The organism is Planctobacterium marinum (genome assembly GCF_036322805.1).
GTDB classification, from domain to species: Bacteria; Pseudomonadota; Gammaproteobacteria; order Enterobacterales; family Alteromonadaceae; genus Planctobacterium; species Planctobacterium marinum_A.
In genome coordinates this window covers 3193122-3206849 of record NZ_AP027272.1, presented here as the reverse complement: position 1 = coordinate 3206849, position 13728 = coordinate 3193122, and the positions used below count along the sequence as shown (strand labels likewise).

At 44.9% G+C, this 13728-nt stretch carries 7 protein-coding genes; all 7 read left to right on the top strand.

From position 1 onward, the window contains the following. The first annotated feature begins 25 nt into the window (after positions 1-25). The 7 genes from AABA75_RS14260 to AABA75_RS14230 all read left to right on the top strand — a co-directional run bounded on the left by AABA75_RS14260 (position 26) and on the right by AABA75_RS14230 (position 13725). Positions 26-3292 carry an FG-GAP-like repeat-containing protein gene (locus tag AABA75_RS14260; protein WP_338293277.1) on the top strand — a complete coding sequence of 1089 codons (3267 nt, stop codon included), beginning with the start codon at positions 26-28 and terminating at the stop codon, positions 3290-3292. 11 nt (positions 3293-3303) lie between these two features. Further along, positions 3304-5136, top strand: a complete 1833-nt coding sequence (locus AABA75_RS14255) for a S8 family serine peptidase (protein WP_338293276.1) — start codon at positions 3304-3306, stop codon at positions 5134-5136. Positions 5137-5801: 665 nt separating this feature from the next. Then, positions 5802-6677 carry a hypothetical protein gene (locus tag AABA75_RS14250; protein WP_338293275.1) on the top strand — a complete coding sequence of 292 codons (876 nt, stop codon included), beginning with the start codon at positions 5802-5804 and terminating at the stop codon, positions 6675-6677. Between the two features lie 403 nt (positions 6678-7080). Next, positions 7081-7656: an ECF-type sigma factor gene (locus AABA75_RS14245; RefSeq protein WP_338293274.1), complete on the top strand. Its 576-nt coding sequence runs from the start codon at positions 7081-7083 to the stop codon at positions 7654-7656. Continuing rightward, on the top strand, positions 7653-7988 hold the full coding sequence (locus AABA75_RS14240; RefSeq protein ID WP_338293273.1) for a hypothetical protein: 336 nt from the start codon (positions 7653-7655) through the stop codon (positions 7986-7988). Before AABA75_RS14245 ends, AABA75_RS14240 begins: the two co-directional genes overlap by 4 nt. An 80-nt stretch (positions 7989-8068) precedes the next feature. Continuing rightward, a complete protein-coding gene (locus tag AABA75_RS14235; RefSeq protein WP_338293272.1) occupies positions 8069-10909 on the top strand; it encodes a serine/threonine-protein kinase in 2841 nt (946 codons plus the stop codon). A 5-nt stretch (positions 10910-10914) separates the two neighbouring features. Continuing rightward, the gene (locus AABA75_RS14230; protein WP_338293271.1) at positions 10915-13725 is read left to right on the top strand and encodes a protein kinase domain-containing protein; all 2811 of its coding nucleotides are present in this window, start codon (positions 10915-10917) and stop codon (positions 13723-13725) included. Positions 13726-13728 lie beyond the last annotated feature (3 nt).

The following is a 13728-nucleotide window of genomic DNA, read 5'->3' as shown; positions in this document are numbered from 1 at the left end:
TAAGGTAAAGGAATAAAGTGGTTCTATGTTTAAAAATATTAGATTAATACTGGCTCTGTCATTGATGTTGGGGTTTGACGTAAACGCAACTAATTTTGATTATGATGGTGACCAGCGAGCAGATTTTGCAGAGCGTGAGGCCGCTTCGTTCACCAACCATGTTATTTCAACTAATGATGGTACTTATACATCCGTAATATTTGGAAGAAATACTGGTGACTTGCCGGTTGTTGGGGATTTTGATGGTGATGGTGTTACTGATGTTGCGGTAAGGCGGGCATCGAACCAAACGTGGTATATCAAAAACTCCTCTGGACAAGATTTACTCACCAATAATCCGGATGGAATCAGCAGGTTCAAATTCGGCAATCAAAGTTCTGATATCCCCGTTCCCGCTGACTATGATGGTGATGGTATAACTGATGTCGCAGTGCGCAGACCTTCAACCCAGTATTGGTATATACAGAACTCCTCAGGAATAGACTCACTCACAAGCCACGATGATGGTATTACTCGCCTCAGATTTGGGGCCCGGGAAGAGGATATTCCGGTTCCTGCAGATTACGACGGTGATGGTAAAGCCGACATTGCTGTAAGACGACCTTCCAACCACACTTGGTATATCAAAAATTCTTCGGATACCAACTACAACTCATCTCGCGGTGATGGTATTCAAAGGGTTAGCTTTGGTAAACGCAGTGAGGATATTCCGGTCCCCGCGGATTACGATGGTGACGGTAAAGCGGATATTGCCGTCAGGCGACCTTCCAACCAAATGTGGTATATCAAAAATTCTTCGGGAAGCGATTACAACTCATCACGTGGTGATGGTATTCAAAGAATTAACTTTGGTAAACGCAGCAGTGATATTCCGACACCTGCTGATTATGACGGTGATGGTATTGCAGATATTGCGGTCAAACGTCGATCAAACGGTGTTTGGTATGTACTGAATTCGTCGAATATCGATACAACAACGGGACATGCCGATGGCATAACACGGTTGCGTTTTCAAAGTTCGTCTGACGCGATTGCGATCAATCAGCCGGTTGCGCAACTCTGGTATAGCGGAGATATTGATGCAGATGGCTTGAGCTATATGCAAGAGATTGAAGCAGGTACTGAGATTGATAACGCAGATACCGATAATGACGGTGTTTCGGATGGTGATGAAGTTGCCAACGGAACAGATCCGAACCACGACGAGCGAATGGATAATCAAGCCCCCACTATTATCCCTGGGAGCTTCACCGTTTATGAGCAAACCGTGTCAGAGTGGGAATTAAGAGCATTCGATGCCGATGGCGATGATGATAACCTCGTTTTTACCATTACCGAAGAAAGCGAAGCGCTTGATGTGGCAATTTCAGATAACAAAATCGTTATAACCACTTTTGCAATCGAGCAACCTGTGGAAATCGATTTTGTGATTTCAGTAAGTGATGGCATTGAGACCTCTGAAGCCACGTTTACTGTCAATATTCTCAAGCTACCTACCTCTAATAACCCCCCAGTATTGGATTTTATCGAATCATTTGCAATGTTCGAGGAAAACAGTTCTCTCAGGACGTTGTCTGCTAATGATGCTGATGGCGATCAGCTTACCTTTTATGTCACTGAGGACAGTGATGTGTTAGATGCATCCATCAATAACGATCAGTTGCGTGTTGAAGCTTTCAACATTGACCTGGATACCTATGTGGACGTGACGGTGACGGTATCCGATGGTTTTGCAACAGATCAACAGACCTTTTCAGTCACCATTATCGCTTTAGCTGAAAACACGCCACCTACTATTACGATGTCGCCAAGCTCTCTCAACCTCGAAGTCGGGCAATCAAGAAATGTACTAGTGACCATCGAGGATGACAAAGACACACAGTTTAATGGCGAGCTAGCGGTTTCAGATTGTAATTGTAATAACCCAATCATTGAGGCGTATAAACGAGACTCGGGCTTTGAAGTGTTCGGCAAGAATGAAGGGGAAGCTACAGTGACCTACACCGTAACCGATTCTGATGGCTTGACGGCGACAGCAACGCTAAATGTTACTGTAGGAACAATCGACACCGAGAATCAATCACCAGATTTCACCATTGACGGGGAAATTGAGGATAACGCGGTGACGATTTATCACAATCGCGAGTCGGTGTTAAACATCCTGATTGAAGATCCCGACTCTGAAGCACACAGCTTCTACATGTCAAGAATTGAAGCTAACATCGGCACAGTCGATCTCATCGAATCTTTCTCGGCGGACAGCAATAACAAAACCCTTACTTTTGTAACCAAAGCATTACCTCAAAATATGGACAGGATGACATATGAGATGGAACTCAATGTTCAGGATGACAGTGGCAATGTTACTACCAAGATTTATGAACTGGTAGTTGCTAAGTCTGATAATGCAGCGCCAGTCTTTACGTTTTCTGACAAAGTCGGAGCTTTTGTGCAGGTAAACCAGAACGATACTACGACTATTAGTTATCAGATTCAGGATGACAATATTGAAAATGTAGAAGTTACCGGTATTCAATACTGGTATGGCGATGAGACTAAGTTTGATGTTGTGTTAGACGTTGAAAACCAACAATTTACGGTGACGACCACTGATGTTGAAGTAGGAGACGCTTATGGTTTTGTGATCCAATATGTCGATGAAAGTCTCACAGGGAATGTGAATGTGGAGCTATACGTGAAATCAGATTTCACCGAAGCGGACCAGGAGATGCGTGAGCTAAAAAACCAAATGATCTACGCAGATCAAGCGTTGAAAGAATATGTTTACATCGGTGTATTTTACGCTCAGGTTTTGGAAAATTCAGGATACATCACTGAGCAGCAAGTGCAGGACTTAACTGAACGTTTAGATGTTGATGACTCAGAGGGCAATGTCTATGGCACATTCCAATTGTATATTAACAATATCGAGTTTTATATCAGTTCAGGTGAATTTCATGATGAAGGCTTTAAGAGTGCTTACACAACAGTTATCAACGGCCTCTTAGAGGATTCGACTTCACTAGGGCAATTACGCTATGCCATTGTGAATGAGATGGCCGATATGTCAGAGGGCCTGCTGCCCACTATTACCTTTGAAACTGAATTGACTGAATACGACCCACAGAACAATTATTTCAGCCGTTTTGTGGGTAAAACTGGTTACGGTGAAATGGTTGATGACGTCTGGATGTTTGATGGGCAATTTGAGTTCATGAACGCCATCTTAAAAAGCATGAACGAAAACGCTGAAGCCCGCATTGCAGAATCAACCACGAATGAAGGGCAATAAGGATTATTACAATGAAAAACAGTCTTATTTTTACCGCTATTTTGCTTGCTGCTATTTCCTTCAAGATGAGTGCCGCAGTGCCTGAGCCTACGAACACATCCGAAATATCGGTTCGGTCAGAAAATCAGTTGGTTCATGGCTATTTCATCGTTAAATTCAGGGACAATAGCGTCCATCAGTCACTGATGCAAACACCAGAAACCAATGCCTTAATAGCGAAAAAGGGACGCTTATCTGCGGATGATACGGCCAAATTTAATATTTCAGTGCCTGACCGCGAGTATGGTGAATCCGCATTAAAGGCTTTGCCTGTGGTTGTTGAGCACATTCGTTCAATGAGCCTTTCCAATGATCTGCTAAAAATTCCGATGAAAGGTCGTACCCCGCAACAGGTTATTCAGTTGCTGATGCAAACCGGACAATTTAAATACGTGGAGCCACAACGTATTTACTATCCTATGGACTTTGATGCCGCTGAATACAACGATAATTTGTATATCAATCAAAACTATTTTGGTAACTGGACGGAACAAAATCGCTCAGGTTCAGGCTATGCACAATTACGTCGGAATACAGTAAACAATCTCGGACGAAAGGTAAGAATTGCTGTTGTGGATACCGGCTCATATCGCCATGAAGATGTGGACTTTGTTGATGGCTATGACTTTGTCAGCTATGAAGGGGTTGACGAAAACGGTGACGCAAAAAGGGTAGAGCGAGATTCTGATGCTACAGATGAGTATACCAACGAGGACGGTGTAACCTGTAATAGCGGCCATGGACTTGCGGTATCGAGTATCATCGCTGCGAAAGCGAATAACAGCGCGGGAATGGTCGGTGCGATTGATTCAGAATTAGTAGAGCTGGTACCGGTGCGATCACTAGGATGTAATGGCGGCAGTAATGTGGATATTTTAGAGTCCGTGCTGTGGGCCGCAGGCGATAGTATCCCTGGTGTGCCTGATATTGAAACACCGGTCGATGTGGTCAATATGAGTCTCGGTGGCTTTTCAAATGCTGGCTGTCCGGAATGGGAGCAAGAGGTCTTTGATCGATTAAAGGAGTTGGATGTGGTGGTCGTTGTGGCCGCTGGCAACGAAAACATCAATGCAAATGGTGCTATTCCTGCCGCCTGTGCCGATATTATCACGGTTGGCGCAACCGACATCACGGGTGATAAAGCCAGCTTTTCAAACTATGGTGAAAAAGTTGATATAATGGCGCAAGGGCGCAACATCATGACTGCGAAATTATCAGTGGACTTTGACAACGAATATGCCAGTGGTGGTGGTACCAGTTATTCTGCACCACTTGTTGCCGCTACCGCTGCTGCAATGCGACTTAAGCACCCACAACTGTCAGCAGAGCAAATTGAGGCTATCCTCAAATCAAATACGGTTGATAACGCTATATTGGACGGTGAACAGACTATTTGCGGTCAACTCGGATGTGGTACCGGGGTATTACAAGCCCAAGAGGCGATTGTTGCGATAGATAATGTTATCGACAACCAACAATACAGTGCCGCCTATCGTTATGCCGAATACAGCTCCGAAGCACAGGCTGAATGGGTAATACAAATGTCAAAATACGTGAATGCCTGTAACCTGGTAAAATTCACTTGGGGTGGTCTGGGGACGGCACTAGATGGTGTTCAATATAATCTGTTTCAATCTCAAAACAATGGCCAAATGGTTCAGCTAGAGACTATTTCGCTCCCACAAAAACTCTATGAATTACCGGACAACACGGTGTTAGGCTTTCAGACATGTGTTTCAGGACAGTGCGGAGAAATCGTAGCCATGTCTGATGAGAACTTAACGCCCCCAAGTGTTTGTTTGTAGCAGGTATCAGGAAAAGCAGTGTCGTCATATTAGAGCGACATTGCGATTGCACCACTTATTTCCTCTCGGATGGGTATAGAAATTACTCGCTTTTATCACTCGGGCTACTTCGCGCAAGTTGAGTAGCCCTGCACGTTATTATATTTAAATCCTTTCTTACCTGATTGACAGGTTAGCGATATCTACTTAATTAAAATTAATATCCGTAAGCCTCTTTAACGGTTTATTTCAAAAAGTTGATAAAAAATTACGGGTTTTAGATAAAAATGCGTGGCTAGACGAAATGTCGGCAAATATTTAGATTTTGAACGTGCTTTAAACAAGCAACATATGACAGTAACCAGAGTATGACGGAGGCGATACGAAAGGCTCTGGTTAACTTTCTGAGGAATATGAGTAAATTCGGGGCTGAGAATTATGAAAAGTATTTGCGGGCGGTGTGAATTTGCAAGCAATAACGAGAGGGCCTTACGCGACTTTAAAGAGCTAATAAACGCTTCTATATCAGGTCTTCTAAGATATCTCCCAAAATGATAATGAAGTGCTCAAAACCAGAAAAAGGCTATTCTAATGCAGGAGAAATGCCGAAGATAAATTTGCCCAAATTATCCATTAATCCAGTTTGCATATTTAATACTTAATGTACCAGAACAAGGAATTTTTTCATGTTAAAAAAAATATTTTCTACCCTGATTATCACCTCGCTTCTTACTGGGTGCGGAAACGACTTTCATCCCGAGAAAGTGGATTTGAGCGAAATTTTTCAACACGCAAGAGCAACCACTAAGTTGCAAGATGCCGCACTACGAGGTAATAAAGTTACTATTCACTACACCCGATTGCATGAAGAGCTAAGTACGATAGAGGGGCAAAGGGCATACAACAAGAAGATGAAAGCATTTATTCCCGACCACCCTAAAGCTATCGTTACAGCGTTATCGTCAATTGAAAACGAAATTAACAAACTAGAAACTCCAGTAAAATCGGACGATGACATTACAGAATTACTTGAGGATTCACAGTACATGAATTCGTTACGTGACGCTTCCGAAGTACATGAAGATATTTATGACTTTCTTATTGAATGCGCAGAATCCGGCCTGTTTAAATTGGAAAAAATGGGTGATACATACATGAGTATCACTATGGACTACGCAAGCCCTCAAGTCAGAGACGCAGAAAAAAAGATGGCACGTTTGCATACTCAAGTGCTTAACCACTTCGCTGATATATGGGCGGACGAATACGTCATCGGTACACAGAGCGTTGATATTGGTACATCAAAAATTTTTGAAGCCGACTATGATTCAGCCATATGGTTTGTTGAAATGGAAATGTACGGTGAAGACCGCCGTGGCAATCCTAAGACAGATTTTATCGGCGCGATTATATCGACAAAGTTGAAAGGTGAAGCTCACCAGGAACAACTAATGGAAGCGGAAACCTTTGTTCCGGGTAAAAGTTCTGGCACGCTCCGTGCCATAGACGCCTTCAGGCTGGAAGATGGAACTTCATTGCTTAGTAGGATGTATACATTTTGATTTAAAAAATAGCGGCCCCCGCTTTATTCAGGCGAGGGCTGTGTATTTTTTAGTCGAGATATCCCAAAAGAAACTCGATCAAAAGCACTAGATAGTAATCGCTATAAAAGCTTTGATTCAGCAGTATCAGCGACAGCCGATTATTACGGTGACGATATAGCAGGTGCGCAATTTTATGATATCACTGACCGTTCTTATATCATTAATTCTTGCTGACCTGATTAATTGGTCCCCGGAACATACGTAATAAAAATTGATATAACTAAACCTATTCAACGGTTTTAAAAAAGTAATTAAAAAAGATTACGGTTTTTTGGAAAAAATACGTGGCTCAACAACATAGCGGTAAACATTTAGATTTTGACGTCCGTTTAAATAATCTATCTACGGCAGTAACCAGAGTATGACGGAAGCAATAACGCAGGCGATAATAGACTGGCAATCTAAAAAAGTAGGCGCTGATGAGCACTTTTATCTGGTGGTTTACGATCACTTGCGAAAACTGGCATCAAAAGGCCGTCTGAAAGTAGTGCACCGTTTTGGTGACGAAGCGATTCAGGAACACCTCAATTCTACCACCTCCTTGGTGCATGAGCTATACATCAAAATCAGTCAAAATACCGAGTACTTCGACAACCGAGCCGATTTCTTTTTTATGGTATCGCGCACCATTCATAACATTCTGGTGGATCAGGCGAGAAAATCCACGGCTCAAAAACGTGACGTCACCACTTTGCAGATTGATGACAAGCTTGAGGAGCAGATGACCTATTCGATTGACGAGGACTTCTTGACGCTCAGTGAATCAATCGAGAGTTTAGCGTCTGAGTATCCCCGTCATGCCAAAGTCGTGCAGCTCAAATACTTTGGCGGATTGATGATGAAAGAGATCGCAGACATCACCGGCTCAAGCCTGTCCAGTGTTGAAAAAGATATGGCATTTGCACGCTCATGGTTAAAGCTGAAATTATCAGCATGAGCGATGTTATCCTCTCGACTCAATATCAGGGAGTAACACTGAAGTTGCGTTGGGGAGAACTACGCGACCATTACCTTCTGACCCTAAGTAACAATGAAATCTCATATCGCTTACCCAGAGAGCCCGTCAATTCGCAACTTTCATTTGATTTGAAGGGCGAAAAGTTTTGGCTTAGGGCCAGAGTCTTCAGGTCGATGCAGGCTGAAATGATTGGTATTTATCATCTTGGTCTGCCGTATAAGTTGTATGCGTTTAACATTAAAGATTATGAATCACTTTCGGTATCAAATCTTCTCAATCGGGGAAATATGCAGGATATCCTGCTAAATTAATGTTTAATTTCTGGACTATCCGTTCTTAACATGTTGAAATCCATGGTGATTTATAGCAGTTCCCGCATAAACGGAAGACAATGCGCCATAAAGAAAATGAATTTCAATTAACAGCTCCACCTGATAAGCACCCCGACTTAGCCGCTCACTTCTCTGTACTGCTGGACTTAAGTCAGACAGAGCAACAGCTCTACCTTGAACACCTCTCATCCGATGCCGATAGCGCAGCCCTTTCCCGCCAGCTGCGCCTGATGCTTAAGGCCGATGATGGCAAAGACTTCGATACGCTTATCAATAATCAGGTGACGAAACTCACCGGCGATGATGCACTGGAGAATTTATCCGGTGAGACGATAGGGGCGTTTACCCTGAAACAGGTGATTGGGCGCGGTGGTATGGGCATCGTGTATGAGGCTCATCGCAGTGACGGCGTGTTTGAGCAGCGGGTGGCGATAAAGTTTGTGTACCCCAGTGTGACGGCGCTGTCGGGACGGGAGACGGTGTTTTTTGAAGCGCGTTGTCTGGGTCAGCTGGCCCATCACCACATTGTGAGTATTCTGGATGCCGGGCAGTTACCGTCGGGCGCCTGTTACTTTGTGATGGAGTTTATCGAAGGGGTATCCATTGATAAGTATTGCAAAGAGAAGCAGCTGTCTGCACATCGCATTGTTGATTTGGTAATAACGCTGTGCACCGCCATCGAAGCGGCGCACCATATCAATATCGTGCACAGCGATATCAAACCCAACAACGTGGTGGTCGACCATCAGGGTCAGGTTAAGGTGCTGGATTTTGGTATTGCGAAGATACTGGATGAGTCCATCAGTGACCCGCGGGACGGCGCAAAGATAAAAGGCTCCACAAAACAGTTTGCCGCCCCTGAGCAGCTAAATCATGATGCCGTGTCGTTTGTGGCAGATGTGTATGCCCTGGGCGCACTGCTTGAGTATCTGATTCAGGATACCCATTCATCATTAAATAATACGCAACACCGTGAGCTATTGCACATCATCAGCCTGTGCAAACAGGACGAGCCTGAACAGCGTTACCAGAGCGTTGCAGCCCTCAGACAGGAACTTGAGAACTGGCGTGATAACCGTGTGTTGAGTTTTCAGGCGCGGTATTCGTTACCGTCCTTTTGGAAGTTAATGCAACGAAATATCTGGCAATCGGTCCTTGCGGTCATGTTAATAATAACGCTTCCCTCAGGCGGGTATTACCAATACCAGTTAAGTGTGCAACAGGCACAATCAGCAGAAGTGGAAAAACATCTTTCTTCGTTTATTCGTTACACCGACCCCGCCATAGCCCAACAACCCATGTCGACCTCAGTGCAGATGTTGACGGATACCTTTGAGCAAGTCCTGTCCTCAACCACACTTAATATTGAAAGCCAACACCGCATTATCGGCGATATCTTCGAGAGTCTGATTGGATTGGGAGAGTACCGAAAAGTCAGAGAACTCAGCGAGCGTGAGGGATTCCAAACGGTCATGGACATTGATCCGACACAGGAGTTTGCCCTGACCCGGCATCTGATTGATAACGATGTCAGAGATGCGAAATATACACAAGCTTACGAGCGGTATGACCACGTCTTGGAGCGCTATCCGGATATTGGGACGCGTGAAAAACTGCTGTTAGGCGTATCTGTTTCACGAGCACTACGAGTGGTGTTGGGTGATGAAGGTCTTACGCTGTGGCGGGGAATACATCAGGCATTCAATGCAAAGTCGCACCTGTTTTCGAAGCAGGAACAGCTCGCAAACAGAGTAAGCGAAATCCATTATGCCAACCATGCCTTGCACCGACGTATCGAAATCGAGGAAGATGAACGTGCGGTAACGGATCCTGAAATAGAGGAAGTTTATCTTTCAATAGATAAAATTCTCCGCACAGTCCCAGTGACGCATCCGTTTTACACGCGTTTAAAGAATATAGCATGCAGGATTTCAGGCCTAATTGGAAAAAACTCTATCGACTGCATTAAAAGCTTAACATCAGATCTAAATGAAATTGCCAAAACTTATGGTTCCAACCATCCATTAACGATATTAGGTAGCTCATTTGTAGGGCAACTTCATTACCAGAATGGTCGATTCTCAGACGCTCTTAATATGGGCCGATATGCTCATGAGAAAGCATCTGCGCTTGGTTATTTCGGCGACGGTGCGTTTTGGTACTACTATGCACAGTCGTACTATGCGCTTGGTCATAGTGAAATAGCGCTTAGCATCCAGGAAGAGACGTATAAATTAGCGCATCAGGAAAACATCGTTAATGCGAAGTTTTATGAATACCAATTTGATTTAGTATGGAATTCGTTAGAGTTCAAGCCTGATTATTCGTACGATGCGCTCTCAAAATTAGAGCGTTGGTTGGAGGGTTTAGCCGCGGGTGAGTTGGGTCATTACAGTCTTGATGCTGAAAAGTTATTTGTCAGTGTGCTACGCCTTTCTCTTGCAGGTCAATATGACTTGAGTATTGACACTTTTAAACAGCATCAGGACATCATTGATGGTTCAAACCTGTGGGCAAAAGAAGCGGTTCTGGAGTATCTCTATCGTAAAAAAGGCGACTTTACGTCGAGTTTGAATGAAGTAGATAAGATTGTCAGGCTGTATACCGAGGTCGACTTTCTCTTTTATGATACGGGCTTACAGCAGGATGCCTACCTCTGGAAAGCCCAGGCGTTGGCGGAGTTAGGCCGCAAGACAGAAGCCGCTGAGCTGTTACAGATTTGCTTTGATTTTAGTTATGAGCTTCGCGCGGAGGCAGATAACTTCTGGCTGCAGGTGGTGGCGACGATGAGTAATTATTATCAGCTGCCGCTGGATACCTATGAACTGGATGTGCCGCTTATTGACAATAGTTTCTTACTGACAGGCGGTGAGCAGCCGATATTCGGTCAGGGGGAGTAGGGAGCGTGCACATTACGGACGATAAAAAAGACCTTGCCCATCACTTCTCTGCACTACTGGATATGGGGGAGGCAGCGCAGCAGGCTTACCTTGAACACCTCTCATCCGATGCCGATAGCGCAGCCCTTTCCCGCCAGCTGCGCCTGATGCTTAAGGCCGATGATGGCAAAGACTTCGATACGCTTATCAATAATCAGGTGACGAAACTCACCGGCGATGATGCACTGGAGAATTTATCCGGTGAGACGATAGGGGCGTTTACCCTGAAACAGGTGATTGGGCGCGGTGGTATGGGCATCGTGTATGAGGCTCATCGCAGTGACGGCGTGTTTGAGCAGCGGGTGGCGATAAAGTTTGTGTACCCCAGTGTGACGGCGCTGTCGGGACGGGAGACGGTGTTTTTTGAAGCGCGTTGTCTGGGTCAGCTGGCCCATCACCACATTGTGAGTATTCTGGATGCCGGGCAGTTACCGTCGGGCGCCTGTTACTTTGTGATGGAGTTTATCGAAGGGGTATCCATTGATAAGTATTGCAAAGAGAAGCAGCTGTCTGCACATCGCATTGTTGATTTGGTAATAACGCTGTGCACCGCCATCGAAGCGGCGCACCATATCAATATCGTGCACAGCGATATCAAACCCAACAACGTGGTGGTCGACCATCAGGGTCAGGTTAAGGTGCTGGATTTTGGTATTGCGAAGATACTGGATGAGTCCATCAGTGACCCGCGGGACGGCGCAAAGATAAAAGGCTCCACAAAACAGTTTGCCGCCCCTGAGCAGCTAAATCATGATGCCGTGTCGTTTGTGGCAGATGTGTATGCCCTGGGCGCACTGCTTGAGTATCTGATTCAGGATACCCATTCGTCATTAAATAATACGCAACACCGTGAGCTATTGCACATCATCAGCCTGTGCAAACAGGACAAGCCCGAACAGCGTTATCAAAGCGTTGCTGCGCTCAGGCAGGAACTTGAGAACTGGCGTGATAACCGTGTGTTGAGTTTTCAGGCGCGGTATTCGTTACCGTCCTTTTGGAAGTTAATGCAACGAAATGTCTGGCAGTCGGTACTGGCGGTAATGTTAGTGGTAACGTTACCCGTCATTTCCATATACCAATACCAGTTAAGTGTGCAACAGGCACAATCAGCAGAAGTGGAAAAACATCTTTCTTCGTTTATTCGTTACACCGACCCCGCCATAGCCCAACAACCCATGTCGACCTCAGTGCAGATGCTGACGGATACCTTTGATGAGGTGCTGGGCTCCGACATTCTCACCCAGGCAAGCCAGCACCGCATTATCGGCGATATCTTCGAGAGTCTGATTGGATTGGGAGAGTATCGAAAAGTCAGAGACCTCAGTGAGCGCGAGGAATTCCAAACAGTCATGAGCATTGACGCCACACAGGAATTTGCCCTGACCCGATATCTGATTGATAACGATATTAAAGATGCACGGTTTACCGAGTCGTATGTCCGGTATACCGACATAATGGGTAATTATCCCGATATGGGAGAGCGTGAAAAACTGCTTTTAGGCGTATCAGTTTCACGAGCGCTACGAGAGGCTTTGGGCGATGAAGGCCTCACGCTGTGGCGAGGAATTAATCAGGCATTCAATGCAAAGTCGCATCTGTTTTCTGAGCAGGAACACCTTGCTAACAGGGTCAGTGAAATTAGATATACCTATAGTGCCCTGTACCGACGTATCGAAATTGAGGAAGATGAACGCGCGGTCACTGACTCTGAGAAAAAAAGGCTTCTCCAGTCTGTCAACGAACTGCTGGTGTCTGTCCCTGCGACGCATCCATCATATGCGCGTCTGAATTCTATCGCCCATAGCATTTTAGATTTGCTCAAAGACGAGTCAGTGGATTACTTTGCCAGGTTAGCATCAGATTTTGGTGAAATCAGTAACACTTATGGGCAAAATCATCCTATAACCATTGACGGTTTGACCAGACTTGCAAGAATGCAATACGAAAACGGGCGTTTCGGAGATGCTTCAAACACTTATCATGATGCGTACATGAGAGCATCCAGTATCGGGTATTTTGGCACAGGAGGGTTGTGGGAATTTTATTCTGTAACTAACAATGCACTGGGTTTAAAAACTAAAGCATTGGCTATTTCAGAGGAGGCTTTGCAGATAGCCACTGAAAGAAAACTCAATACTCATTATATTTATTATTTCTGGTTTGAGCTGGTGTGGTCGACACTGGAATTCAAAGCAGAATATGCATACGGCGTGCTTTCAACATTAGAAAGCTGGCTGAACAGTCTCAGTTCAAGCGAACTTGGTAAATTCAACCTCGAATCTGAGAGGTTGTTTGTCAGGGTTTTGCTGCTTTCTTTGCAGGGGCAATTTGAAGAAAGTTTGCAACTCTTTGAAGCTCACAAGGATGATATAGACAACGCCAACCCGTGGGTTGCAGATATAGTCTTGGAGTACTTACATAGGAAAAGTGGCAACTTCTCTTACAGCATTGGAAGCACTGAGCAAATAGAGATATTACATGTTGAAGTGGATTTTTTGTTCAATGAACATTGGCTCTATCAAGATACCTATCTTTGGCAAGCCCAGGCATTGGCGGAGTTAGGCCGCAAGACAGAAGCCGCTGAGCTGTTACAGATTTGCTTTGATTTTAGTTATGAGCTTCGCGCGGAGGCAGATAACTTCTGGCTGCAGGTGGTGGCGACGATGAGTAATTATTATCAGCTGCCGCTGGATACCTATGAACTGGATGTGCCGCTTATTGACAATAGTTTCTTACTGACAGGCGGTGAGCAGCCGATATTCGGTCAGGGGGAGTAGGGA

Bases quoted from the DNA above. Each gene is read 5' to 3' on its own strand.
- AABA75_RS14260 (WP_338293277.1), top strand. From the start codon at position 26: ATGTTTAAAAATATTAGATTAATACTGGCTCTGTCATTGATGTTGGGG.
- AABA75_RS14255 (WP_338293276.1), top strand. From the start codon at position 3,304: ATGAAAAACAGTCTTATTTTTACCGCTATTTTGCTTGCTGCTATTTCC.
- AABA75_RS14250 (WP_338293275.1), top strand. From the start codon at position 5,802: ATGTTAAAAAAAATATTTTCTACCCTGATTATCACCTCGCTTCTTACT.
- AABA75_RS14245 (WP_338293274.1), top strand. From the start codon at position 7,081: ATGACGGAAGCAATAACGCAGGCGATAATAGACTGGCAATCTAAAAAA.
- AABA75_RS14240 (WP_338293273.1), top strand. From the start codon at position 7,653: ATGAGCGATGTTATCCTCTCGACTCAATATCAGGGAGTAACACTGAAG.
- AABA75_RS14235 (WP_338293272.1), top strand. From the start codon at position 8,069: ATGCGCCATAAAGAAAATGAATTTCAATTAACAGCTCCACCTGATAAG.